The organism is Ruegeria sp. AL1, assembly GCF_056540905.1.
The window spans coordinates 239,149-262,734 of the sequence record NZ_JBQFXP010000005.1; the positions used below are offsets into that span (position 1 = coordinate 239,149).

Here is a 23,586-nt window from a genome sequence, read left to right on the forward strand (position 1 = left end):
CGCCAGAGGTCAGATCGAATGTTCCTTTGGTCCGGTTCGCCCTGTCGCGCCGTGGGCTGAAGAAAGCCAGGCGTCACGACATGGACAAAGCCAAAACACCGGAGTCGCATCTCGCGGCACCGGATTGCGCTGCTTTACGGGCTTTGCTGACGGGGATCAAGCCTCAATTGCCTTTATTCTCGTGTTTGGGTGGTGACTTTCTGCCGCCCGAGAAACCAGCTGTTGCCTTATACCCCCGTTCAGGCATTCTGGATGCAATTATACGAGCAGACATTTACCACAGGACCAGATCATGCGCCTCGCCGTTACTCTGGCCGTTTTGGCCTTGATCATCACATCCTGCGGTCGCGGTGGCCCGCGCCCCCAGACCCTTGATCCACAGTCCTTTGTCGACCGGCGCAGCCCGTCGGTGATCTACCCTGCCTTTGGCGATGCTGACCCGCATGACTGGGATGGCCGGCATCCGGGGCACTACCCTGTGCACGGGCTGGATGTTTCCCGCTGGCAGGGGCCGATCAACTGGCAGCAGGCCAAGGCCTCGGGCGTGAGTTTCGTGTTCATCAAAGCAACGGAGGGTGGTGACGTCTTCGATCCAATGTTCGAGGATCACAGCCGTGGTGCGCGGGCGGCAGGCGTGCCCTGGGGGGCATATCACTATTATTACTTCTGTCGCTCGGCACGTGAACAGGCACAATGGTTCATCCAGAACGTGCCCAAAGGCGCAGACCTGCCGCATGTGCTGGATATGGAATGGACGCCACATTCCAGAACCTGCACGCTGCGTCCTGATGGTAAAACCGTCCGGGCCGAGGCGCAGCGGTTTCTCGACATACTGGAACGCCACTATGGGCGGCGTCCCATCGTTTACACGACCGTTGATTTCTATGGGGATACCGAGATTGGGCGTTTGCCCAAGACCGAATTCTGGTTGCGGTCGGTCGCGGGGCATCCACGCAATGTCTATCCGCGGGCGATCTGGCGATTCTGGCAATATACGGGAACCGGTCTGGTGCCGGGCGTGCAAGGGCCGGTGGATATCAACACCTTCAATGGAACGCCCGAAACCTGGGCCTTATGGAAGTCAAAGGGTTAGCCTGACCCGTCGTTGCGCGCCTTGCGATAGGCATCCCACAGATCAGGCCGCCGTTCGCGGGTGATCTGTTCAGATTGTTCATGACGCCACGCGGCCACGCGACCGTGATGCCCTGACATCAGCACATCCGGGATCGCGCGGCCTTTCCATTCTGCCGGGCGGGTGTATTGGGGGTGCTCCAGTAAGCCCGATGAAAAGCTCTCGTCTTCCGCCGAGGCCTGATTGCCCAACACGCCGGGGATCAGGCGCACGGTGGCGTCGATCAGCGCCTGCGCGGCGATCTCGCCGCCGGTCATGACGAAATCCCCCAAGCTCACTTCCTGAACGCCGTAATGTTCCAGCACGCGTTCATCGACACCTTCGAAGCGGCCACACAGCAAGGTCATGCCATCGCAGCGTGCAAGGTTCTGCATCATGCGCTGGTTCATCCGGCGGCCACGCGGGCTGAGATAGATCAACGGCCAATTGCCCTGCACCCCAGCCATTGTGTGTTCGATAGCCTTGCCCAATACATCGGCACGCAGCACCATGCCTGCGCCGCCGCCAGCAGGCGTGTCATCCACGTTTCGATGCTTGCCGACGCCGAATTGGCGCAGGTCGACAGTTTCCAGCTGCCACAACCCCTCTTGCAGGGCCTTGCCCGTCAGGCTTTCGCCCAGCACGCCGGGAAAGGCGGATGGAAACAGGGTGATGATCTTTGCCTTCCACACGCCATGCAGGTCGGGTGTCGGGGTCAGCAGTTCTCGGGGTTTCAGGGTTGGGCGGATGGCTTTGCGGCCATGGGATTTACCGGGTTTGTCCGTCATGAGGTGCCGACCAGCGCGTTTTGGGTTTTCTCTACAAGTGCCGTCTTTTGACGGGTCAGCTCCGCCTCGTCCAGTGCAGAGCGGTTGAGGTCAAGCAGAGCTTTCAGCACATCCTCGGGCATGCGTGGATTGACGCGCTTGGGACCGACCAGCTGTTGCGCCTTGTCCTGTGGCAAGTCCAGAAACTCCGCAAAGGGCGTGCCGGGGCCGTAGGCGTGGGCTTGCACATCCTCCAGCCATTCTGTGCGGACCGAGACCGAAGGCAGGCGTTCCCGTATGGTGTCAGCTGCGGTTTGAGGCGAGGACACCGGGTCCAGCCGGGTGCGGTAGGTGTCAAAATCCTGCACCAGTCGCGACCGCTGCAGATCATGCGCCCACAACGAGCGAATCCACCCGCCGCGCTGGCGTAATGACAGGTAGATGGTAATGTGCGTTTCCTGCCCTTTGAACCGTTCGCGGATCAAACCCACCAGACAGGCCGCAAGCTCTGGCGCGGCCTCGTATCCGACGGCCACATTCCGACTGGGACGCAGGCCCGAGAAATTCTCTTCACTCAGGATCAGCCCGCGCTTTTCGCCAAAGTCCAGCGTGTTCAGAAAACCGCGCATCTGGTCTTCGAAGTCCGCCATTGTGCCCGGAGTGCCATATACCGAATACCGTGTGGCCGCTTCGGACAAGCCGGATTTCCGGGTGCGAAAGGGCAAAACCAGCGCATGCTGAGGCCAGATCAGTGCGCGGTTTTCAAACAGAAAAGACTGTGCTGCCGTCGTCCCGGTCTTGTGCAGGCCCAGATGCAACAACACGCGGCGCATTACAGCAAGCCTTCGGGCGGGTCGGCGACAATGCGGCCCTTGTCCAGATCGACTGTCGGCACGGCCTCAAGAGTAAACGGCAGCAGCACGGTGGCCTTCAGCCCCGGCCCGTGCAATTCCAGCAGGTCCGCCGCGCCGTGGTTCTGTACGGATTTCACCCGGCCCAGCAGAGCGCCGCCGGTATCGTAGACCTCAAGCCCGATCAGATCGGTGTGGTAGAATTCATCGTCGGGCAACGAAGGCAACTGGTCCCGCCGCGCATAAAGCCGCAGACCATTGAGCGCATCGGCCTCTTCCTTGGTCTCGACCCCGCCCAACCTTGCGGCGAAACCGTTCTTGATGGCGCGGGTCAAAACCACCGGATAGCGGTTCTTGCCCGCTTCGTCGGTCAGGGGGGAATAGGCTTCGATGTCTTCCGGAACAGCGCAGAAGCTTTTCAGCCGTACTTCGCCGCGCACGCCGTAGGATCCCGCAATACTGCCGACACAGATCAGATCACTCATTTGAGCCTTCCGTCACACATAGTCCGTCCCGCCATTGCCCGATGACCTCGCAGGCCTCGCGCTGGTTGCTGCGTTCAAAGAACACGCCGACAATAAAGGCGATTGCCAGGAGTATGGGAAGCCGTAACAGGCCGAACATATCTATCTTACCTCAATCGGCAGGGTACTAGCCCGGTCTTCCCAGCCGACCTTTTCCAGCTCGGGCGTGTCCGAAATCTCTTCGGGCCAGCCGACACAGAAATAACCGATCAGCCGCCAGTCATCGGGTACATCCAGATCGCGCACCATCTGGTCTGGGTCCAGAATGGACACCCAGCCCAGCCCCAGCCCCTCGGCCCGCAGGGCCAGCCAAAACAGGGTGATGGCCGAAACCACCGAATAGCGCCGCATCTCGGGCATCGTGCCCGCGCCCAGCCCCTGCCCCTTGTCGGTGGCGTCGTCGCAGAATACGGCCAGTTGCACCGGGGCCTCTTGCATCCCCGACAGTTTCAAGTCGCTGTAAAGCTGCGCCTTTTCGCCGGAATACCCTTTCAGGGCTTCGGCATTGGCCGTCTTGAAATTCTCAAGCGCTGCGGCGCGCGCGGTCGCACTTTCGACGCGGATCACGCGCCAGGGTTCGCTGAGCCCCACCGAAGGAGCCAATTGAAGCGCGTCGAGGCAGCGCGTCAACACTGCCTCGTCCACGGCGTCGGTGCGGAACCGGCGCACATCGCGCCGGAGCCGCAGCAACAGATCGAACTGCGTGCGAAAATCGTCATTGAAGGCCTGATCCCGCACGCGCCCGCCTGCTTATTCTTCAGCAGCAGCTTCTTCAGCAGGCGCAGCAGCAGCTTCGGCGGCCTCAGCAGCCTTGGCCGCTTTCTCTTCCGCGCGTTCCTGAGCTTTCTTGCCCGGGGTACCCTTGTTGGGGTTGTTGCGCTCGGCCTTATCACGGGTGCCGGCAGCTTCCAGCATACGCGCGATCCGGTCGGTGGGCTGGGCACCCTGATCCAGCCAGTACTGGATGCGCTCCATGTTCATTTTCACGCGCTCTTCGCTGTCTTTCGGCAGCAGCGGGTTGTAGGTGCCCAGCTTCTCGATGAAACGGCCATCGCGCGGCATACGGCTGTCAGCCGCAACAATGCGATAGAAGGGACGCTTTTTCGAGCCGCCGCGGGCGAGACGAATTTTCATTGCCATGGTGGTATCTCCTTTGAATGGCGAGACTGGGAAGACCCCAGTTATTCTTGGTGTTTGTTGAACCGGAGGTTCACTCTTGATGTTTCCGGTGGTGTCGGATGACTTCCTGAATGATGAAATTCAGAAAAGCCTTGGCGAAATCGGGGTCCAGATCGGCCTCTTTCGCCAGGTCTTCAAGCCGTGCGATCTGCGCAGCCTCGCGCGTGGGATCGGACGGGGGAAGGTCGTGTTGCGCCTTGAGCTTGCCAACCGCCTGCGTGTGCTTGAACCGCTCGCCCAGCGTGTAGACAAGGATCGCGTCCAGCCGGTCAATGCTTTCGCGATGCTCTTTCAGCAGCGCGGCAGCCTGTGTCACAGGGTCGGTCATTGGCCGGTCCTTTCAGCGGTCAGGTCAATTTGCGGATGACGCCAAAGCTGTGCGTGCTGGCCCAGCAGTTCGGCTCTTTCAAGTTCCAGCGTCGCGCCGAGGCGTTGGGCCAAAGCGCGCGAGCGGTCGTTGGCGTGCGCGATATACGAGATCACGCCGTTCAGGCCCTGATGCCACGCGGCATAGTCGCGTGCGGCCTGTGCGGCCTCGAACCCAAGCCCTTTGCCCTCGGCCTCAGCCATCAGCGCCCAACCCAGTTCAGGTTCGGCCCAGCCCGGCACATCGATGATACCGGCCCAGCCGACAAACGCGCCGCTGGATTTTTCGGTCAGATGCCACAGGCCATAGCCGCGCAGCGCCCAGTGGCCCAATCGGCCGGACAAGGCGCTCCAACTGCCCAGTTCGTCTCTTGGGCCGCCAACCATATGGCTGCGCTCGGACGCGTAGAACGCGATCATTTGCGGCAGGTCATCCAGATGCGGCGCGCGCAGGACCAGGCGGTCGGTCTCGACGGTGGGGATGGTGAACGAGGTCATGCGTAGGCCTCGATCCCGCCATTGACCAGATCGCCCGGGGCCGGGTGCCGCCAGATTTCGGATCCGCCGTATTTGGGGTGGTCATAGTGATATTCGAACGCGGCACCCAGACGTTTGGCCACCGCCTTGCTGGCGTGGTTGTCCAGATCAATCAGCGAGATCGCCGTGTCCCACCCCAGCACATCATAGGCGTGGCTACGTGCAGCCAGCGCCGCCTCGGTCGCATAACCCTTGCCGGTGGCATGGGTCATCAGGGTCCAGCCGACCTCGGGCTCGGGCCAGCCTTCGGGGAACCACAACCCGATGCGCCCGACATAAGCGCCGGTGTCTTTGTCATCGACGCTCCAATAGCCATAGCCGCGTACGACCCAGTGCCCCAGAAGCGAGGCAAAGACCCGCCATACCTCGTCCCGACGCAGCGGGCCGCCGACGAATTTCGCCGCCTCACTGGCAAAGAACGCGGTATCCGCGTCCAGATCGGCCTCGGACGGGGCGCGCATGATCAGGCGCTCGGTCTCAAGCCGGGGGATATGATCAGCGATCAGGTTCACTTTTTCTTACCGAACCCGCTGAGGCCCGGAGGCAGAGCCATGCCGCCGCCCATTCCAGGCATGCCGCCGGGCATCTTGCCCATGGCCTTTGCGGCCTGTTCCAGCGCCTTGGGGTCCATGCCTGCGGCCATATCCTCGGGCGAGGGGCCGCCTTTGCCGAACATGCCCTTCATGGCCTGTTTCAGCATCTTGCCTTTGCCCATCTTGCCCATCTTCTTCATCATGTCCGACATCTGCCGGTGCATCTTGAGCAGCTTGTTGAGGTCGCTGACCTCCATCCCCGACCCGGCGGCAATGCGTTTCTTGCGGCTGGCTTGCAGCAGTTGCGGATTGGCGCGTTCACGTTTGGTCATCGACTGGATCAGGGCGATCTGCTGGCGCAGGATTTTGTCGTCCAGACCGGCCTGATCCATCTGCTTGGCCATCTTGCCCATGCCGGGCATCATGCCCATCATGCCCTGCATACCGCCCATCTGGATCATCTGTTCCAGCTGCATCTTCAGGTCGTTCATGTTGAACTGACCCTTGACCATGCGCTTCATCATGCGCTCGGTCTGTTCCATCTCCATCGTTTCCTGGGCCTTTTCGACCAGAGCAACGATGTCGCCCATGCCCAGAATACGACCGGCGATCCGGTCCGGCTCGAAGGTTTCGAGCGCGCCCATCTTTTCGCCCAGACCGACAAAGCGAATGGGTTTGCCAGTGACTGCGCGCATCGACAGAGCGGCACCACCGCGCCCGTCGCCGTCCATCCGGGTCAGGACCACGCCCGAGATGCCGACTTTGGCGTCAAACTCCTCGGCCACTTCAACGGCGACCTGACCGGTCAGGCCGTCGACCACCAGCAGGGTTTCGCGCGGGTCGACCGCGTTACGGACCTGCTCAACCTCGTCCATCAGGACTTCGTCGATATGCAGACGGCCCGCTGTGTCGAGCATGTAGACGTCGTAGCCGCCCAGCGTCGCCTGCTGTTTGGCGCGTTTGGCGATATCGACAGGTTTCTGACCGGGCACGATCGGCAGCGTATCGACGCCGACCTGCGTACCCAGCACCGCCAACTGATCCATCGCCGCCGGGCGATAGACGTCGAGCGAGGCCATCAGGACTTTCTTGCCCTCTTTCTCTTTCAGGCGTTTTGCCAGCTTACCGGTGGTCGTGGTCTTACCCGAGCCCTGCAGGCCGACCATCAGGATCGGGGCAGGTGGGTTGTCGATCTTCAGCTTGCCGGGGTCTTCCTCGCCGCGCAGAGTGTCGACCAGTGCGTCATGCACAATCTTGACGACCTGCTGGCCCGGAGTGATCGATTTCGTCACTGCCTGACCGGTCGCCTGTTCCTGTACCTTCTTGACGAACTCACGCGCCACCGGCAGCGAGACGTCGGCCTCAAGCAGAGCAACGCGAACTTCGCGCAGGGCGGTTTTGACGTCTTCTTCGGACAGGGCACCCTGTTTGGTCAGCCGGTCAAAGACGCCGGAAAGGCGTTCGGATAGATTTTCAAACATGCCTTCGGCCTCCTTAGCCGGTTATCTGGTGGCGTGCCCTAGATAGGACGCGCCGGTTAAATGCACAAACGCCCCCTCCCACTGAATTAGACGTGGGGGTAATGCCAAATGGCATTGCCCCCACGGGCGAAACTCGCTGGTGGGGGGCGATCCCTGAACGACTCAAGGGACCGGAAGATCAAACGCTTCCGGATGTTGGCAGCGATTTAGGCCGATTGGCTGGCAGAGTCAACCTTGCGTGCCGGAAGCCAGTCATTGACCGCATCAACCAGCCGATGCGCGCCGCGCCCGTTCGAGAAAGCCTCGACAATGGGATGCCGTCCGGCGCTCATGCCTTGGTGCAGCACAAGCACTGGACGATAGAGGGTCGAGCTTCCTTTGTCGCTGCGCGACGTGGTGCTTTCGATCTCGGCATGGGACAGGTTTGCAAGCGCGTGTTCGACGGCTTGATAGCCAAAGACCGATTGCCTGCGGATGGTGATGCGGTTGTTGCTGCGGTCCAGAATGACCTGCACGCGGCGCACAAAGGCGCAGAAGGCCCCGACCCCCATGCCGCCGCCGAAAAGCGCGAAGAAGATGCCAAAGAAGATACTCTCACCGCCTTCGCTGGCCATGAACACGCCCGCGCCGACAAAGGCCAGAATAAAGAACACAAGCGTAATGCCGATGAACCACGGCGTGTTGGACAGGATCAGTTGGTTCGGAGTGTTGCGCGTCACTTTCATGGCGGCACGCTAGCATCGAACACCGCGCCTGTCGTGGCTTGAATTCGCGCGGCCATTGCGCGATGAGCGCGTCACACGAGGAGGTTCCCATGGACGCATCATCTGCTTTTCAGGATACTTTGCCGCTGAGTTCCGACGCGCTGTTGGCGCAGTTGGATGATTGGGGGCTGGCCTATCGGTTGCACACGCATGTTCCTTTGCGCACGGTCGAGGATGCCAAAGGCGTCGAGGGGGAGTTCATGGTGCCGGGCGAGAACGCGTTGCGGCTCAAGAACCTCTACCTGCGCGAAAAGAAAAAGCGGAACTATCTGGTGACGCTGGAACAGAGCCGCGAGATTGACCTCAAGGCGCTGGGGGCGGAGTTTGGGATCGGCAACCTGTCCTTCGGCTCGGCGGATCGGTTGTTTCAGAACCTTGGGATCAGGCCCGGGGCGGTCAGCCCTCTGGCGATGATCAACGGGGTGGGCAATGGCGTGCGGTTCTTTATGGATGCCGCCGCGCAGCAGGCGGATGTCATTTATATGCACCCGTTGGTCAATGACCGCACCGTTGCGATGACGCGCGGGGATCTGATGGGGTTCTTTGATCGGGTCGGGTGCGAGGTGGCTTGGTTGGCGTGACGGGACGCGCCTTGCGGCGCGTGCCTCCGGCGGAAGTATTTTTGAACAGAAGAAGGGGCGGGCGCTTTATTGTGTGTCCAGCGCTTCTTTGAGCGCTGCCGAGACATGGGCGGCTGAGGGGTTGATGAAGAGGTGACCATCGGCCTCGAACACCGGATCGTCGAGATGGTTGGGGAAGGCCAGCGGCAGTTCGGTGCAGGCCAGCAGAATTGCCGTGCCGGGGGTGGCGTGTGTGTTGCAGAAGGCCAGCAGGTGGGCATGAGCGGTCTCTGAGGCACCGCCGTAGAAGTCGCTGTCGATCATCGCCTGCATCTCGGCGATCTCTGGGTCGGGCAGGCGCGGGTTTGCGGTGATGCCCTCGGACGCGAGGCGTTCGGCATAGTTGGTGGCCTGCATCGTGACGGTGGTGCCGAGGACCAGCGCGTTTGATGCGCCGGTCTGTGCAGTCGCTTCGGCTGTGGCGTCGAAGATGCTGAGGATCGGCATCGACACGCCCTGCCGGATGGCGTGCAACCGGGTGTGGGGGGTGTTTGAGGCGATGATGCCGAAATCACATCCAGCGCGTTCCAGCGTCAGCAGCGCCTCGCGGAACACGGCGTCGAAACCGGCCCAGCTGGCCTCGTCTCCGGCGGTGCCGCGCAGGGCGCGTGTCTTGGCCTGCGTTACAGACTCGATGGTCATGGGCGGGACCGGCAGCGGTGAACCGTGGCCACGCTCAGCGAAGTGGCGACCTGCGCCTTCGGCAATCGCCCGATAGTAGTCGACGGTCGAGGCCCAGCCCACACCGCCCAGAATTCCGATCTTTTTCATGGTAAACGCCCAGCCTGCAGTTCCCGTTCGGGGGCAGACTGGGCGGTTCAGGGGGTGCAGGTCAATCAGGCCGCCAGTTCAGTGACCGCTTTCTGCGCGTTGGCCAAAGTGGCCTCGGGGTCCAGCGCCATGCGGTCGGCGGCGATGACCTCGACGTCTTGGATGCCGATGAAGCCCAGTACGTGACGGGCATAGGTGGTGGCAAAGTCGATCTCGGAGCCCACCGCCGTGCCGCCCGAGGCCACCGCGAGTATGGCCCGTTTGCCCTCCAGCAGGCCTTTGGGGCCGTTCTCGGAATAGGCGAAGGTCACGCCTGCGCGGGCGACCAGATCGATCCAGGCCTTGAACGCGGCGGGGACCGAGAAGTTGTAGATCGGCAGGCCGATGACGATGGTGTCGGCCTTTTGAAGCTCGGTCACCAACTCATCGGACAGGGCCAGCAGGTCTTGCTGCGCCGCGTCGCGCTGATCGGCGGGGGTGAAATTGGCACCGATCCAGTCCTCAGTCAGCAGGGGCAAGGGCGTGGCCAGATCGCGGCGGATGATGCGCCCGGCATTCAGGTGGCGGACCACGCGGCCCGAAAGATCGCGGGTGGTTGACCCGCTGCGGCGGGCCGAGGCGTCGATATGCAGGATGGTTTTGGTCATTTTAGGGCGTCCTTATGTTGCGGGTTCCCGTGTGCAGCCTCAATATGATTGTTGCGTTTGCGAACAAAACTCGGATACACCAACAGTCGTTGTGGGATTTTGCACATAGGCAAATACAATGGACAATTGGGACGAAGTCAGAACCGCCTATCAGGTGGCACGTATGGGAACAGTCAGCGGTGCGGCCGAGGTTCTGGGTGTGCACCATGCCACTGTCATCCGCCATATCGACGCGATCGAGGCGCGACTGGGTGTCAAACTGTTCCAGCGCCACGCGCGCGGCTATACACCGACCGAGGCCGGAGAGGACCTTCTGCGCGTGGCGCAGGCGACCGAGGATCAGTTCAATCAGCTTGTGGGCCGGATGAAAGGGCGCGGCGACGATGTGTCAGGCGAGTTGGTCGTGACATCGTTATCCTCGCTGGCACCTCTGGTTGTGCCGGTGCTCAGCGACTTTCAGCGCCTGCATCCCGGGTTGATCGTGCGGTATCTGACCGGTGACCGGCTGTTCCGCCTGGAATATGGCGAGGCGCATGTTGCCATTCGCGCCGGCTCGGCCCCTGATCAGCCGGATAACGTTGTGCAGCCGTTCATGACGCAAGAGGTCGGGCTTTATGCCAGCGCAACCTATATCGAGCGTCACGGCAAGCCCGACGGTGTGGTTGATTTCCCGAACCATTTCTTCGTCAGTACGGATGATGAAAACAGCCGCGCGCCGTTCTCGCGCTGGCTGCGTCAGACCGTTCCGGTCGACAGGATCACATTTCGCTGCACCAACAACTTCTGTATCCGCGAGGCTGTTTTGTCGGGCGCAGGCATCGGCTTTATGGCGCGGTGGGAGGCAGCCCGCGACCCGGATCTAATCGAGGTGATCGAGCCGGTGTCGGAATGGTTCGGTAACCTGTGGCTGGTGACGCATGTGGATCTGCATCGCACCACCAAGGTGCAGGCTTTTCTGAGCTTTCTGAAGGAACAGTCCAAAAGTTGGCTGACATGAGCCCACAGGCGCGTGGCCATCTGGCCATGCTGACGTTTTCGGCATTGGTCGCGGGCAGTTTCTCTTTAGGTTCGATCGTTGCAAACCAAATCGCGCCGTCCGCAATTACGGCCGCGCGTTTTGCAATAGCTGCCGTGGTGATCGGCGTGGCAGCGCTGGTCACAACCGGTCTGCCGCGGAGCGCGGCGCAGGCACCGTGGCGTTATCTGGTGCTGGGAGGGCTGTTTGGCGCCTATTTCGTGCTGATGTTCCAGGGTCTCAAAACCGCACCGCCCGTCAGTGCCGCTGCGGTTTTTACGCTGACCCCGGTCATGTCAGCGTTGGCTGGTTGGGTATTGTTGCGCCAGATCACTACGCCACGCATGGCGCTGGCGCTTTCGGTTGGTGCCTTGGGCGCGCTTTGGGTCATCTTTCGGGCGGATTGGCAGGCTTTCCTGGCATTCGAGATAGGAACCGGAGAGATCGTCTATTTCTGGGGGTGTATCGCGCATGCGGTCTATACTCCGATGGTTCGAAAGCTCAATCGCGGTGAGCCTGCAGTGGTCTTCACCTTTGGCACTCTGATCGCCGGAGGTTTGATCCTGACCGTCTATGGCTGGTCCGACATACAGGCGACCGACTGGGCCAATCTGCCGCTGATCGTCTGGGTTGGCCTTTTCTACGTCGCCATTTTCGCTACGGCGGCCAGTTTCGTTCTGGTTCAGTTTGCATCGCTGAATCTGCCATCTGCCAAAGTGATGGCCTATACCTATCTCACACCCAGCTGGGTCATTCTTTGGGAAATCGCGCTTGGCAATGGTGCACCTCGTGCGTTGATTATCGTGGGGGTTTTGATGACCTGCGTCGCATTGCTGTTATTGCTGCGCCCCGAAAACCGCGAAGGCGGTCCCGCCAAGACCATTGCAGGAAAGGCGTCCGGCAGAACACGCCATTGAGACAGATCAAAGTGTAAACATTCAAATTTCTCTATACTTTTTGATAAGGAGGAATTCACCATGTTCAAGCATATCATGATCCCAGTGGACCGGCATTTGCCGCCCGAAACCCGCAAGGCGGCGGATGTGGCCGCGCAGTTGTCGAAATGGCAGGGGGCCAGGATCACCGTCGTCAGTGTCACCGGAACACAATCAGACGCGTCGGTTCACGCCGATGAGATCAAGGCCTTTGTCGATCAGCTGGCCGAAGCAAGCGGCTCGGACGTCTCGGTAAAAACGATCGAATCTGTGGATGTGGCCGTCGAAATGGACGGCGATCTGACCCGTGCTGCGGATGAGATTGGCGCAGACCTGATTGTCGTCGGGACCCATGCGCCTCGGATTACAGATTACATCTTCTCAAGCCATGCGGGCTATCTGGCCAAGCATGCCACGGTATCGGTCTTTGTGGTGCGTTGACGCTCAGGCGTCGTCCGAGGGCAGTTCGACTTCCAGAAATCGTTCAAACGCGTCCAGATTGATTGGCTCGAACTGTCCGAACCCCTGCATCCAGACGGACGCGGCCCGCAGCGCGTCGGGTTCCAGTTTGCACCATTTCACCCGTCCGCGTTTTTCCTGAGAGATCAGCCCCGCGCGGGTCAGGATCACCAGATGTTTCGAGATCGCGGCCAGCGACATCTCGAACGGCTCGGCGACATCCGTCACGGCCATGTCGTCCTCCAGCAGCATCGCAAGGATGGTGCGGCGGGTTGGGTCGGCGAGGGCCGCGAAAACGGTGTCTAGGTCGTTTGACATAGATCTGCAGAACCATAGCTGTCCAGGTTGGTCAACCACTTGGTTGAATATGCGGATTCAGGTCCATCAGCCTGCTCGGTCGCTTCCGCGCATTTTGCGGTTCTGCGACGGTAAAAAATTTAACATAAAAATCACATAGTTATGCGCGCCTTGCCTGCGACCTCAATGGCGTTGACTCTGCGCCCCGTGCCGCTTAGCACCCTACCCAAGACTGTACGAGGGACCCGCCCGTGACCGATGATGACCAAAAGCAGCGTATGGCGCAGCTTGAGGCCAAGATCGAAGCGGCGAAAAAGGCCAAAGCGCCCAAGCCCCGCGCAGATGCTGACGTGTCCGGGGGCGAGCTTGCCTGGAGGATGGTCATCGAAATGGTATCCGGTCTGGGGATCGGATTTGGCATCGGATACGGGCTGGACAGCCTGCTCGGGACGATCCCGATCTTTCTGGTGCTGTTCACATTGCTGGGCCTTGTCGCGGGCGTGAAGGTTATGCTCCGCAGCGCGAAAGAGGTTCAAGATAAACAAGCGGCTGCAAGCGCGGCCGAGAAGGACGAGAGGGACTGAACGTGGCGACCGAGACCACCGCAGCAGAAGGCAGCAGCCTGGTATTCCACCCGATGGACCAGTTCATCGTCAAGCCGCTCTTTGGCGACGGTGCGATTGCCTGGTACACGCCCACCAACGTGACCCTGTGGATGTTCCTGGCGATTGCCGCGATCTTCGGCCTGCTGGTGCTCAGCACCTCGAAGCGCGCGATTGTTCCGACCCGGATGCAGTCGGTGGCCGAACTGGCCTATGGCTTCATCTACAAGATGCTGGAAGACATCTGCGGCAAGGAAGGCGTCAAGTACTTCCCCTATGTCATGACCCTCTTCATGTTCATCGTCTGCGCGAACTTCCTTGGGATGATCCCCACATCCTTCACCACCACATCGCATTTCGCCGTGACCATCCCGCTGGCGCTGGCCGTGTTCCTGACCGTGACCGTTCTGGGTTTCGTTAAGAACGGTGCCGCGTTTCTGGGCCTGTTCTGGGTTTCCAGCGCGCCTCTGGCGCTGCGCCCGGTTCTGGCGATCATCGAGCTGATCTCGTACTTCGTACGCCCGGTCAGCCACTCCATTCGTCTTGCCGGTAACGTCATGGCTGGCCACGCGGTGATCAAGGTGTTCGCAGGCTTTGCCGCGATTGCCGTGATCTCGCCCGTGTCGGTTCTGGCGATCACCGCAATGTACGGCCTCGAGGTCCTCGTGTCCTTCATTCAGGCCTACGTATTCACCATTCTGACCTGTGTATACCTCAAGGATGCGCTGCATCCGTCGCACTAAGGTCCGAACACCCAACATCGAAACTTCCAATTCGTAAGGAGACACATCATGGAAGGCGATCTCGCACACATCGGCGCAGGCCTGGCAGCAATCGGTTCCGGCGCAGCCGCAATCGGGGTGGGCAACGTTGCAGGCAACTTCCTGGCCGGCGCCCTGCGCAACCCTTCGGCGGCTGCTTCGCAGACCGCAACCCTCTTCATCGGTATCGCATTCGCAGAAGCGCTGGGCATCTTTGCATTCCTGGTCTCGCTGCTGCTGATGTTCGCCGTCTAATCTGCGGAACCTGATCCTTACGCGCAGGTGGGCCCAAGCCATAGCGGCCCACCTGTTGTAAAGACAACGTTCCGACGGAGGACATCATGGCGACTGAACCCCTTGCCAAAGAAGTAGCTGGCACCTGCGTTGACTCTCATGGGTCGGCGATCGGTATGCCGCAGCTCTGCTTCGATTGGTTCCCCAACCAGATTTTCTGGCTGGTCATTACGCTGGTCGTCATCTTTCTGGTCCTGTCTCGCGTGGCTCTGCCCCGCATCGCGGCAATCCTGGCTGAACGTCAGGGGACCATTACAAATGACCTGGCTGCGGCCGAAGATCTGAAGGCCAAGGCGGTCGAGGCCGAAGAGGCCTATAACAAGGCGCTGGCCGATGCCCGTGCCGAAGCGCAGCGTATCGCTGCCGAAGCACGTGCCGAAATCCAGTCTGGTCTGGATGACGCGATTGCCAAGGCGGACGCGGAAATCGCTGCCAAGGCGGCTGAATCGGAAAAGGCAATTGCCGACATCCGTGCCGGTGCGCTGGAAAGCATTCAAGTGGTTGCCAAGGATACGGCGGCTGAACTGGTCACCGCACTGGGCGGCGAGGCAGATGCCAAAGCTATCAACAGTGCCGTAGACGCGCAGACGAAAGGATAAGTGACATGCGGAACACTCTTGCCCTTATCCTGACCCTTGGCGCTGCCAGCCCCGCGCTGGCCGCAAGCGGCCCGTTCTTCTCGCTTGGCAATACCGACTTTGTGGTCCTGTTGGGCTTCATCGTCTTCATCGCGGTCCTGTTCTACTTCAAGGTCCCCGGCATGATCGGCGGCGCTTTGGACAACCGGGCCGCGGGCATCCAGTCCGAACTGGACGAAGCCCGGGCCCTGCATGAAGAAGCGCGCAGCCTGCTTGCCTCGTATGAGCGCAAGCAGCGCGAAGTTCAAGGTCAGGCCGACGCCATCGTCGAGGCAGCCCGCGAAGACGCCGTCCGCGCGGCCGAGCAAGCCAAGGTCGATCTGGAACAATCCATCGCCCGCCGTCTGGCAGCCGCGCAGGATCAGATCGCATCGGCCGAAGCCTCGGCTGTGAAAGAGGTGCGCGATCAGGCCATCACCGTGGCCGTTTCGGCAGCCAACGCGGTTCTGGCCAAGCAGATGACTGCGACGCAGGCGAACAAGCTGATCGACGCAGCCATCGCGGATGTCGATGAAAAGCTGCACTGATCTGTAGACAAATTTTTTGAATGAACCCGAGGGCCTCAGGCGCTCGGGTTTTTTCGTTCTCTCAGGTTCTTCGCCAACTGAGAAACCAGACAAGCAATGCAATCAGCGTAATCGCGATCTCAACCTTGAACGTCCAATGGTTGAGGAAGGACAATATCCAATGAGAATGGGTGGCCTGCACCACGACCAGCGGATGCGTTGCGTCTAAAAACGGCCAGAGCCACGCAACCTCCCCGGTGATCGAATCCAGCACCATATGAACCAGCCCTCCGGCACCAAAGAAGGTCAGGAAGGTACCGGTTCTCAAGGCCCATTTACGTATCATCAACCCGGCGAGGAAAAAGCCCGCCCAGATGATCGGGCGATGCGTCAGGTAGGAGTGGTGGTGGTGTCCCCGGTCGTCGACAAGATAGAACCAAAGAATATCGATATCAGGGGCAACGGCCCCTACCATCGCCGCCGCGAAAGCAAGCCTGCCGAGACCTGGAGCTGCAATCCGAAAGGTCAGATACGCTCCGGGTAGGTGGCCGATAAACATCAGACTTCGCCGGTTTCATGCTTCAGGCGCTGCTGTGCAATGGCTTCGTTCCGGTTGGCCTTTTGCTGGTCGGACATGCAGCTTTCAACAAAGCTCAGATGATGGTCGATCGCCTTCCGTGCGCCCTCGGGGTCGCGCTGCTGCAGCGCCGAGTTGATGGCGCGGTGCTGATCCAGAATGGCCTCGCGCGTGGTGCGCTGCTGGAACATCAACTGGCGATTATAGAACACGCCCTGACGCAACAGGTCATACATAGATCGCATCATATGCAACATGATGACGTTATGGCTGGCCTCGATGATGGACATATGAAACTGCGCATCAAGATCAGCCTCATCCTGCGCCGCATTGCGGTTATGCGCGGCCTCCATCTTGTCGAAAATGGTCTGCACCACCTTCAGATCGCTTTCCGACCCCAGCCGCGCCGCGCGCTCGGCCGCCAGCCCCTCCATGTCGCGGCGAAAAGACAGGTAATCGGACACCGCTTCGTCATGGCTGCCAAACAACCGGATCAGCGCCGGGGAAAAGGCAGAGCCCAGCACCTCGGCCACATATATGCCGGACCCGGCCCTTGCGGTCAGTAAACCCTGTTCCTGCAACTGCGAAATTGCGTCTCTCAGCGACGGGCGCGATACGCCCATGCGTTCGGCCAGATCCCGTTCCGGGGGCAGCCGCTCTCCGGGGCGCAGGATGCCACGCAGGATCAGAAGCTCGATCTGGCGCACTACGGCCAGAGACAGTTTTTCAGAGTGGATTTTTTGAAAGGGCATGTCGCTTCATTCGAAATCGGTCAAAACATATGACCACGTAATCCATAGGTGTTCAAGAAAAGCTGTCACATCTGTCGTCATATTAGGTCAGCATTATTGACTTTAAATTCTGACCCGCTAGCGTGCCTTTCAGGCAGGAGGGTTTGGCCAATGGAAACAGGTTTTGCGACGCGCGCTGCACGCATGAAAGCGTCAGAAATCCGCGAGTTGCTCAAGGTGTTGGAGCAGCCGGAAATCATCTCTTTCGCAGGTGGCATTCCAGATGCCGATCTGTTCCCGGCCGAGGCTTTTGCCTCTGCATTCCAGTCTGCGTTGACGGCCCAGAACAAAGCGCAGGCGTTACAGTATTCCGTGAGCGAGGGGCATCCGCCTCTGCGCGAGTGGATCGTCGATTACATGAAACAGCTTGGCGTGAGCTGCGGGATCGACAATGTGCTGATCACCTCGGGCTCGCAGCAAGCGCTCGACTACCTTGGTAAGCTGTATCTTTCCGCTGGTGATACTACTCTGGTCGGCTGGCCGACCTACCTGGGAGCATTGGCGGCGTTCAATGCTTACGAACCCCGGTTCGACCGGCTGAGCATCCACGGCAACCGCAGAGCTGAAGAATACAAGGCTGCTGCTGGTGAAGGTTCGGTGAAGTTCGCCTATCTCTCTCCCGATTTTGCCAACCCGACAGGTGAAACGGTTGACCGTCGCGGGCGTGAAACCTTGCTCGACCTCGCCGACGACCTGAATTGCGCCGTGATCGAGGATGGGGCCTATCAGTCATTGCGCTACGACGGCCCCGCCATTCCGCCGGTTCTGGCGTTGGAGGTCCAGCGAAAGGGTTCGATCGAGGCCTGCCGCACGATCTATTGCGGGAGTTTTTCCAAGACGCTGTCGCCGGGTCTGCGGGTGGGCTGGGTTGTTGCGGCCAGACCGGTTATTTCTCAGTTGGTTCTGTTGAAACAGGCGGCCGATCTGCATTCGGCAACGATCAACCAGATGGTCATCGCACAGGTGGCGAACAGTTGTTTTGATACGCATATACCAACGCTGCGGCGCGTCTATGGCGCACGGCGGGATGTGATGCTGCAAGCGCTGCGGGAGCATATGCCCGACGGAGTCGATTGGACCAGACCCGAGGGCGGTATGTTCATATGGGTGACGCTGCCCGCCGGAAAAGACGGTGCTGCTCTTTTGCGGCGGTCGCTGGATACAGTCAAAGTGGCCTTTGTACCGGGGCGGGCATTTTTTCCGGACGGGTCCGGAGAAAATACCATCCGCCTGAGTTTCTCGAACTCCGATGAGCCGACAATCCGTGAAGGCATTCGTCGGTTGGGCGAAGTGTTGCGTGCCTGAGGCGCGAAAGGTTTCATTAACCATCGTGCGGCTAGAAAGGCGGCATGATCCGTCTGTTCGCATTTCTGTTGCTTGCCGCCTGCTCGGGCGCTTCGCCTCATTTCCGGGGCCTGCCCGCGACGCGGGTCGAGGTCAATGGCAGCGTTTTCGATGTCCGCGTGAATGATGCCTTGGCCGAGGCAGTGCGCGTGAACCCCCAATACGCTCCGCGTTTGGGCCCGATCCGCGACCGCGCCGTTTTGGCCATGGCGCAGGTTTCGGGCTGCCCTCTGCTGGACGTTCTGGGCGATGCGGCGGTGACCGTGGGGGTGTTGGGCTGCGATCAGGAACTTGGAGAAAAGTTGATTTTTGGCGCGCTCATGATGCGATCCTATGAATGCGTCAACTATGGCTATTCGGGTGGCTACGGCTATCAGGTTTTTGAATGCACGCCGTACTAAGATACGTGGGCCCGCGCGTAGTTTTGCCAAGATGTTGTGGATAACTTCGCCCAAACTCCCATATCCTGCGCAATCACGTTGACACCTTGCCCCTCCCTTGCGCAGAGTTTGTAGTCAGAGGAATCATACCAAGAGCAGCCATTGCGCTTTAGCAAACTCAAACTGACCGGCTTCAAAAGCTTCGTGGACCCGACCGATCTGATCATCGCGGACGGGCTGACCGGCGTTGTTGGTCCCAATGGCTGCGGCAAGTCCAACCTGCTGGAAGCCTTGCGCTGGGTGATGGGCGAAAACCGACCCAAATCCATGCGCGGTGGCGCGATGGAGGATGTGATCTTTGCCGGTGCCGCAACGCGCCCGGCTCGCAACTTTGCCGAGGTGGTCCTGACCATGGACAACTCGGAACGGCTCGCGCCGTCGGGCTTCAACGAAAGCGACCAGTTGGAAATTGTCCGCCGCATCACCCGCGACGTGGGCAGCGCCTACAAGACCAACGGCAAGGACGTCCGCGCCCGCGACGTGCAGATGCTGTTCGCCGATGCCTCGACCGGAGCGCATTCCCCGGCGCTGGTGGGTCAGAACCGCATTGCGGAGTTGATCAACGCCAAACCCCGCGCGCGTCGGCGCATTCTGGAAGAGGCTGCGGGCATCTCCGGCCTCTATCAGCGCCGCCATGAAGCCGAGTTGAAACTGAAAGGCACCGAGGCGAACCTGACTCGCGTCGATGACGTGCTGGAACAGCTGGGCGGTCAATTGGCGCAATTAGCCCGTCAGGCCCGTCAGGCCGCCCGCTATCGCGAGATTGGTGAGCAGTTGCGGCAGGCCGAAGGGATGCTGCTCTATCGCCGCTGGAAAGAGGCCGACATGGCCCGCCAACAGGCCGAGGAAAAGCTGCGCGAGCGTCTCACCGAAGCGTCACGCGCCGAAGCCGCCGCCCGCGAAGCTGCCGCCAAGCGCGCCCGGATCGAAGAGACCCTGCCGCCCTTGCGTGAGGAAGAGGCCATCGCCGCCGCTGTCCTGCAACGCCAGCAGGTACAGCGCGACCAGCTTTCGGATCAGGAAACCCGCGCCCGCCAGACCATTGAAACCCTGACCAACCGCATCCAGCAGCTTGGCAACGATATCGAACGCGAATCCGGCCTGAACCGGGATGCGGGAGAGATGATTGAACGGCTGGAGTGGGAGGCCCGCGAGCTTGCCAAAGCCGCCGAAGGTTATGACGAAAAGGTCGCTGAGGCTGCCGAGATCGCCCGCGAGGCCGCGTCGGTTCTGCAGGATCGCGAAGATCACCTCTCGCAGCAGACCGAAGACATGGCCCGCCTGGTCGCCCGTCACCAATCGGCGCAGCGACTGGTTGAAGACAGCCGCAAGACACTGGCCCGGTCCGAGGGCGAAGAAGAAAAAGCCCGCGCCGCCGTGGATGACGCCAAAACCGCCCTGATCCGCGCCAATGAGGCGTTCGAGGCTGCGCAAGAGGGCGAAGAGGAAGCCCGCGAAGCCGCCGAGGCCGCCGAAGAAGCGCTCGCCGCCGCCGATGAGCTGCGCAACGACACGCAGGCGCGTGAGGCCGAGGCCCGTGCCAAGCGGTCAGAGGCCGAAGGTGAGTTGGGCGCGATCCGGGCCGAAACCACCGCGCTGGCCAAACTGGTCGAACGCGACACCGCCGAAGGCGGACAGGTGCTGGACCTGCTGCGGGTGGCACCGGGCTATGAAAAGGCGTTGGGCGCGGCTTTGGCCGATGACCTGCGCGCGCCTTTGGTCGAAGGCGACGGGCCATCTGGCTGGGTGCAGGTTGCAGGCTATGACGCCGATCAACCGCTGCCCGATGGGGCCGAACCGCTGGCCCTGCACATCTCCGGCCCCGACCGCCTCAGCCGCCGCATTGCGCAGATTGGTCTGGTCGACGCAGATCAGGGCGCACGCCTGCAAGCCTCGCTGAAACCCGGTCAACGTCTGGTCTCGCGCTCGGGCGACCTGTGGCGCTGGGACGGGTTCCGCGCCTGGGCCGAGGACGCCCCAAGCGCCGCCGCCCTGCGGCTGGAACAACTCAATAAGCTTGAGACACTGAAACAGGAACTCACCCGCACCGAGGCGCAGGCCGACGGGGCCCGCGCCGCGCATGAGGCGCTGTCGCAGCAACTGGCCGACGTGACCGAAGCCGACCGCCGCGCGCGAGAGGCCCGCCGCGCCGCCGATCAGCGCATGGCCGACACCGCGCGCCAGCTGAGTCGGGCCGAGGCGGATCGCAATCTTGCGCAGGGCAAGCTGGAAACCCTGACCCTCGCCGTCGACCGCCACAAGGAAGACGCTATGTCTGCCCGCGCCCAACTGCGCGAGGCCGAAGGCGCGTTGACCGGTCTGGGCGATCTCGACAGCGCCCGCGCGCAGGTCGAGGACATCAAACAGACGGTCGAGGCCGCGCGGATCACCATGCTGACCCACCGCTCAACCCATGATGAGCTGCGCCGCGAGGGCGAGGCCCGCACAAGGCGCAGCCAGGAGGTGACGAAAGATCTCAGCGGCTGGAAGCACCGTCTTGAAACAGCGGAAAAACGCATCGCGGAACTGGCCGAACGCAAGGAAAGCTCGGAGGAGGAACTGCAAGAGGCCATGGCCGCCCCCGGCGAGATTGCCGAGGCACGCGAGGAACTGAATGAACTGATCGAAACAGCTGAGGCCCGCCGAGCCGAGGCCGCCGACAAGCTGGCCGAGGCCGAGACCGCGCAGCGCGAGGTGGTGCTGGCCGAACGCGAAGCGGAACGTCAGGCGTCGGAAGCCCGCGAAACCCGTGCGGCAGCCGAGGCGCGCTGTGACGCCGCCAAGGAAAGCGTGATGGCGGCGGCAGAACGCATCGCCGAGGATCAGCAACTGACGCCCAACCAGTTGCTCAACCAGCTGGACGTGAACCCCGACCAGATGCCCGCCGCCGATGCGCTAGAGGCCGAGGTCAATCGCCACAAACGCCAGCGCGACGCCATGGGTGCGGTGAACCTGCGCGCCGAAGAAGACAGCAAAGAAGTTCAGGAAGAATTCGACACCCTGAACGGCGAAAAGGCCGATCTGGAAGAGGCGATCAAAGCCCTGCGCAGCGGCATCGCCAGCCTCAACCGCGAAGGCCGCGAACGCCTGCTGACGGCGTTCGAACAGGTGAATTCCAACTTCGCCATGCTGTTCAAGCACCTCTTTGGCGGTGGTGAGGCTAATCTGGTCATGGTCGAAAGCGACGATCCGCTGGATGCGGGGCTTGAGATCATGTGCCAGCCGCCGGGCAAGAAGCTCTCGACCCTCAGCCTGTTGTCGGGCGGGGAACAGACCCTGACCGCCACCGCGCTGATCTTTGGCGTCTTCCTCGCCAATCCGGCCCCGATCTGCGTGCTGGACGAGGTCGACGCCCCGCTCGATGACGCCAACGTCACCCGGTTCTGCGACCTGCTGGACGAGATGTGCCGCCAGACCGACACCCGGTTCCTGATCATCACCCACCACGCCGTGACCATGGCGCGGATGGACCGGCTGTTTGGTGTGACCATGCAGGAACAGGGTGTCAGTCAGTTGGTCTCCGTTGACCTCAAGAAAGCCGAGCAGATGGTCGCCTGACCGATAACTGCATCGTTATGCCTGTTGCAGGGCGCTTCGGGCTAGACTGCCCGCATGACCCGCTATCTGATCCTTGCTCTGCTGGCTGCCAGCCCAGTGATGGCCGCCGAATGGGCCACCAAACCCGGAGATATCCCGTTATCCGCCGAGGAACTGAACGGTCTGGCTGGCCGCACTCTGACCTTTTTCGACGACGGTCAGTCCAAATACTCGGCTGGAGGGGCCTATTCCTACACCTACGCCAGCGGAGAATCCGCCTTTGGCACCTATTCCATCGCCGAGGATGGCAGTATCTGCATCGCCTATCGCAACGGCTTCGAACGCTGCGATCTGTATGTGCGCAGCGGCGGGCGATTGATCCTGATTGATGAGAAGGGCGACCGGTATCCGGTCAGGCCAGAGTGAGTGCTACCTGAAATAAATCTATAGCTGGATGTGGATGTGATCATCATGGCGCGCGGCCCGGCAGCCCTGAAAACGTATTTTTGGATGGGCAGCATTCAGACGATCGACAAGGTGCGGCTCAACAAAGATTTTTGCGACCCGTTCGTCTTGCGTTAGCACCCCAAGAACCGTGCGCATTCGGCCTTCATCAATGTTGAAGGTGCTCCAAAGCGGTTGAGCAAAACCCAAATCCCACCTGAGCGTAGGCCACTTTGATGTGCATTCTGTAGGCCCGTTTTCGAATGCAAAATACCCAATGGGTGAGCGTGTTGCACCGCGCAAGTAACCCGAACTGTCTGAATAGTAGAATGCTAGATCAACTTTTTCACCGTCATCATGTGACAAATGCGGAAGCAAAGGGAATCCGGTCACAAATGGAAAACTCGCGTCCAAAACCAAGGTGGTGGTTCCAGGGTGGCGATGTTCGACCTTGCCCGCAGTATCGATCAATACTTGTTTGAGTTCGGGTGAAACATAGTTTCTGTTCAGCGCGCAATACATCCAGCTTTGAACTTCCAGTGGGCCGTCGTCAAAGCAGCTAAGCGCTGTGCGACCAAACACTGGTGCCACAAAGATAGCAGCCACCGAAAGTCCGGTGTAAGCCAATACAAAGGCAATCAGACGTCTTCTGAAGAATAGAGCAGCGAGCCAAGCGAGGCCGCCCAATTGCGTAAGGATCGTCAGTAAGAGAATTAGGATTGCGTGAAAAGCAATGCGAAACATGTGCGAGTTCTTACTTGGTGAGGTATAGTGCGGTTGGCCAGATTGAGGTCC

30 protein-coding genes are annotated in these 23,586 nt (G+C 60.7%); 14 read left to right on the plus strand and 16 right to left on the minus strand.

Annotated elements, in window-relative coordinates; translation table 11 throughout:
* The first annotated feature begins 292 nt into the window (after nucleotides 1-292).
* Nucleotides 293-1,093, plus strand: a complete 801-nt coding sequence (locus ACRZ9X_RS10335; protein WP_480518456.1) for a glycoside hydrolase family 25 protein — start codon at nucleotides 293-295, stop codon at nucleotides 1,091-1,093.
* Here ACRZ9X_RS10335 and trmD read toward each other — a convergent pair.
* The 10 genes from trmD to ACRZ9X_RS10385 all read right to left on the minus strand — a co-directional run bounded on the left by trmD (nucleotide 1,090) and on the right by ACRZ9X_RS10385 (nucleotide 8,074).
* Complete coding sequence (gene trmD / locus ACRZ9X_RS10340; protein ID WP_480518458.1) at nucleotides 1,090-1,899, minus strand: tRNA (guanosine(37)-N1)-methyltransferase TrmD; 810 nt, start codon at nucleotides 1,897-1,899, stop codon at nucleotides 1,090-1,092. The two genes, ACRZ9X_RS10335 and trmD, sit on opposite strands and share 4 nt — an antisense overlap.
* Nucleotides 1,896-2,711, minus strand: a complete 816-nt coding sequence (locus tag ACRZ9X_RS10345; RefSeq protein ID WP_480518460.1) for a hypothetical protein — start codon at nucleotides 2,709-2,711, stop codon at nucleotides 1,896-1,898. The genes trmD and ACRZ9X_RS10345 overlap by 4 nt, the downstream gene beginning before the upstream one ends.
* Complete coding sequence (gene rimM / locus ACRZ9X_RS10350; protein ID WP_480518462.1) at nucleotides 2,711-3,214, minus strand: ribosome maturation factor RimM; 504 nt, start codon at nucleotides 3,212-3,214, stop codon at nucleotides 2,711-2,713. Before rimM ends, ACRZ9X_RS10345 begins: the two co-directional genes overlap by 1 nt.
* A gap of 141 nt (nucleotides 3,215-3,355) precedes the next feature.
* Nucleotides 3,356-3,991, minus strand: a complete 636-nt coding sequence (bluB, locus tag ACRZ9X_RS10355; protein WP_480518464.1) for a 5,6-dimethylbenzimidazole synthase — start codon at nucleotides 3,989-3,991, stop codon at nucleotides 3,356-3,358.
* A 12-nt stretch (nucleotides 3,992-4,003) separates the two neighbouring features.
* Nucleotides 4,004-4,393 carry a 30S ribosomal protein S16 gene (gene rpsP, locus ACRZ9X_RS10360; protein WP_170350323.1) on the minus strand — a complete coding sequence of 130 codons (390 nt, stop codon included), beginning with the start codon at nucleotides 4,391-4,393 and terminating at the stop codon, nucleotides 4,004-4,006.
* Between the two features lie 70 nt (nucleotides 4,394-4,463).
* Nucleotides 4,464-4,760, minus strand: a complete 297-nt coding sequence (locus tag ACRZ9X_RS10365; RefSeq protein WP_480518466.1) for a chorismate mutase — start codon at nucleotides 4,758-4,760, stop codon at nucleotides 4,464-4,466.
* Nucleotides 4,757-5,296, minus strand: a complete 540-nt coding sequence (locus ACRZ9X_RS10370; protein WP_480518468.1) for a GNAT family N-acetyltransferase — start codon at nucleotides 5,294-5,296, stop codon at nucleotides 4,757-4,759. The genes ACRZ9X_RS10365 and ACRZ9X_RS10370 overlap by 4 nt, the downstream gene beginning before the upstream one ends.
* Nucleotides 5,293-5,847, minus strand: coding sequence for a GNAT family N-acetyltransferase (locus ACRZ9X_RS10375; protein WP_480518470.1), 555 nt, complete (start codon nucleotides 5,845-5,847; stop codon nucleotides 5,293-5,295). The genes ACRZ9X_RS10370 and ACRZ9X_RS10375 overlap by 4 nt, the downstream gene beginning before the upstream one ends.
* Nucleotides 5,844-7,349 carry a signal recognition particle protein gene (ffh, locus tag ACRZ9X_RS10380; RefSeq protein WP_480518472.1) on the minus strand — a complete coding sequence of 502 codons (1,506 nt, stop codon included), beginning with the start codon at nucleotides 7,347-7,349 and terminating at the stop codon, nucleotides 5,844-5,846. The genes ACRZ9X_RS10375 and ffh overlap by 4 nt, the downstream gene beginning before the upstream one ends.
* 206 nt (nucleotides 7,350-7,555) lie before the next feature.
* Complete coding sequence (locus ACRZ9X_RS10385; protein WP_480518474.1) at nucleotides 7,556-8,074, minus strand: hypothetical protein; 519 nt, start codon at nucleotides 8,072-8,074, stop codon at nucleotides 7,556-7,558.
* Nucleotides 8,075-8,163: 89 nt separating this feature from the next.
* Between ACRZ9X_RS10385 and ACRZ9X_RS10390 the strand changes: the two genes are divergently transcribed.
* Nucleotides 8,164-8,694, plus strand: a complete 531-nt coding sequence (locus ACRZ9X_RS10390) for a prolyl-tRNA synthetase associated domain-containing protein (RefSeq protein ID WP_480518476.1) — start codon at nucleotides 8,164-8,166, stop codon at nucleotides 8,692-8,694.
* Nucleotides 8,695-8,760: 66 nt separating this feature from the next.
* On the opposite strand, the gene ACRZ9X_RS10395 is transcribed toward ACRZ9X_RS10390, so the two are convergent.
* Together ACRZ9X_RS10395 and ACRZ9X_RS10400 are read right to left on the minus strand one after the other, a co-directional pair.
* A complete protein-coding gene (locus ACRZ9X_RS10395) occupies nucleotides 8,761-9,504 on the minus strand; it encodes an aspartate/glutamate racemase family protein (protein ID WP_480518478.1) in 744 nt (247 codons plus the stop codon).
* 65 nt (nucleotides 9,505-9,569) lie between these two features.
* Complete coding sequence (locus ACRZ9X_RS10400; protein ID WP_480518480.1) at nucleotides 9,570-10,151, minus strand: FMN-dependent NADH-azoreductase; 582 nt, start codon at nucleotides 10,149-10,151, stop codon at nucleotides 9,570-9,572.
* Between the two features lie 118 nt (nucleotides 10,152-10,269).
* Here ACRZ9X_RS10400 and ACRZ9X_RS10405 point away from each other — a divergent pair, with 118 nt between their 5' ends.
* Genes ACRZ9X_RS10405 through ACRZ9X_RS10415 form a run of 3 tightly spaced genes read left to right on the plus strand, consistent with a single transcriptional unit; the run spans nucleotide 10,270 to nucleotide 12,542 of the window.
* A complete protein-coding gene (locus tag ACRZ9X_RS10405) occupies nucleotides 10,270-11,148 on the plus strand; it encodes a LysR family transcriptional regulator (RefSeq protein WP_480518482.1) in 879 nt (292 codons plus the stop codon).
* Entirely contained in the window at nucleotides 11,145-12,083 is a 939-nt protein-coding gene (locus tag ACRZ9X_RS10410) for a DMT family transporter (protein ID WP_480518484.1), read from the plus strand. Before ACRZ9X_RS10405 ends, ACRZ9X_RS10410 begins: the two co-directional genes overlap by 4 nt.
* A 60-nt stretch (nucleotides 12,084-12,143) precedes the next feature.
* Nucleotides 12,144-12,542, plus strand: a complete 399-nt coding sequence (locus ACRZ9X_RS10415; RefSeq protein ID WP_480518486.1) for a universal stress protein — start codon at nucleotides 12,144-12,146, stop codon at nucleotides 12,540-12,542.
* A gap of 3 nt (nucleotides 12,543-12,545) precedes the next feature.
* On the opposite strand, the gene ACRZ9X_RS10420 is transcribed toward ACRZ9X_RS10415, so the two are convergent.
* A complete protein-coding gene (locus ACRZ9X_RS10420) occupies nucleotides 12,546-12,878 on the minus strand; it encodes an ArsR/SmtB family transcription factor (RefSeq protein ID WP_480518488.1) in 333 nt (110 codons plus the stop codon).
* A 230-nt stretch (nucleotides 12,879-13,108) separates the two neighbouring features.
* On the opposite strand from ACRZ9X_RS10420, the gene ACRZ9X_RS10425 reads away from it, so the two are divergent.
* From ACRZ9X_RS10425 to ACRZ9X_RS10445, 5 genes are all read left to right on the plus strand, one after another.
* Complete coding sequence (locus ACRZ9X_RS10425; RefSeq protein WP_480518490.1) at nucleotides 13,109-13,441, plus strand: AtpZ/AtpI family protein; 333 nt, start codon at nucleotides 13,109-13,111, stop codon at nucleotides 13,439-13,441.
* Nucleotides 13,442-13,443: 2 nt separating this feature from the next.
* Nucleotides 13,444-14,202, plus strand: coding sequence for a F0F1 ATP synthase subunit A (locus tag ACRZ9X_RS10430; protein WP_170587982.1), 759 nt, complete (start codon nucleotides 13,444-13,446; stop codon nucleotides 14,200-14,202).
* 48 nt (nucleotides 14,203-14,250) lie between these two features.
* The gene (locus ACRZ9X_RS10435; RefSeq protein ID WP_005981269.1) at nucleotides 14,251-14,475 is read left to right on the plus strand and encodes a F0F1 ATP synthase subunit C; all 225 of its coding nucleotides are present in this window, start codon (nucleotides 14,251-14,253) and stop codon (nucleotides 14,473-14,475) included.
* Nucleotides 14,476-14,561: 86 nt separating this feature from the next.
* Nucleotides 14,562-15,113, plus strand: a complete 552-nt coding sequence (locus ACRZ9X_RS10440; protein WP_480518492.1) for a F0F1 ATP synthase subunit B' — start codon at nucleotides 14,562-14,564, stop codon at nucleotides 15,111-15,113.
* A gap of 5 nt (nucleotides 15,114-15,118) precedes the next feature.
* Nucleotides 15,119-15,679 carry a F0F1 ATP synthase subunit B gene (locus ACRZ9X_RS10445; RefSeq protein ID WP_480518494.1) on the plus strand — a complete coding sequence of 187 codons (561 nt, stop codon included), beginning with the start codon at nucleotides 15,119-15,121 and terminating at the stop codon, nucleotides 15,677-15,679.
* Nucleotides 15,680-15,740: 61 nt separating this feature from the next.
* Here ACRZ9X_RS10445 and ACRZ9X_RS10450 read toward each other — a convergent pair whose 3' ends face one another.
* Together ACRZ9X_RS10450 and ACRZ9X_RS10455 are read right to left on the minus strand one after the other, a co-directional pair.
* Entirely contained in the window at nucleotides 15,741-16,217 is a 477-nt protein-coding gene (locus ACRZ9X_RS10450) for a metal-dependent hydrolase (protein WP_480518496.1), read from the minus strand.
* Nucleotides 16,217-16,987 (minus strand): FadR/GntR family transcriptional regulator, encoded by a 771-nt coding sequence (locus tag ACRZ9X_RS10455; RefSeq protein WP_480518498.1) that lies wholly within the window; start codon nucleotides 16,985-16,987, stop codon nucleotides 16,217-16,219. The genes ACRZ9X_RS10450 and ACRZ9X_RS10455 overlap by 1 nt, the downstream gene beginning before the upstream one ends.
* A gap of 150 nt (nucleotides 16,988-17,137) precedes the next feature.
* On the opposite strand from ACRZ9X_RS10455, the gene ACRZ9X_RS10460 reads away from it, so the two are divergent.
* The 4 genes from ACRZ9X_RS10460 to ACRZ9X_RS10475 all read left to right on the plus strand — a co-directional run bounded on the left by ACRZ9X_RS10460 (nucleotide 17,138) and on the right by ACRZ9X_RS10475 (nucleotide 22,773).
* Nucleotides 17,138-18,331: an aminotransferase-like domain-containing protein gene (locus tag ACRZ9X_RS10460; RefSeq protein WP_480518500.1), complete on the plus strand. Its 1,194-nt coding sequence runs from the start codon at nucleotides 17,138-17,140 to the stop codon at nucleotides 18,329-18,331.
* Between the two features lie 44 nt (nucleotides 18,332-18,375).
* Complete coding sequence (locus ACRZ9X_RS10465; RefSeq protein ID WP_480518502.1) at nucleotides 18,376-18,771, plus strand: hypothetical protein; 396 nt, start codon at nucleotides 18,376-18,378, stop codon at nucleotides 18,769-18,771.
* 141 nt (nucleotides 18,772-18,912) lie between these two features.
* On the plus strand, nucleotides 18,913-22,368 hold the full coding sequence (locus tag ACRZ9X_RS10470; protein ID WP_480518504.1) for a chromosome segregation SMC family protein: 3,456 nt from the start codon (nucleotides 18,913-18,915) through the stop codon (nucleotides 22,366-22,368).
* Nucleotides 22,369-22,422: 54 nt separating this feature from the next.
* Complete coding sequence (locus ACRZ9X_RS10475; protein ID WP_480518506.1) at nucleotides 22,423-22,773, plus strand: hypothetical protein; 351 nt, start codon at nucleotides 22,423-22,425, stop codon at nucleotides 22,771-22,773.
* Between the two features lie 18 nt (nucleotides 22,774-22,791).
* On the opposite strand, the gene ACRZ9X_RS10480 is transcribed toward ACRZ9X_RS10475, so the two are convergent.
* Complete coding sequence (locus tag ACRZ9X_RS10480; RefSeq protein ID WP_480518508.1) at nucleotides 22,792-23,535, minus strand: hypothetical protein; 744 nt, start codon at nucleotides 23,533-23,535, stop codon at nucleotides 22,792-22,794.
* Nucleotides 23,536-23,586 lie beyond the last annotated feature (51 nt).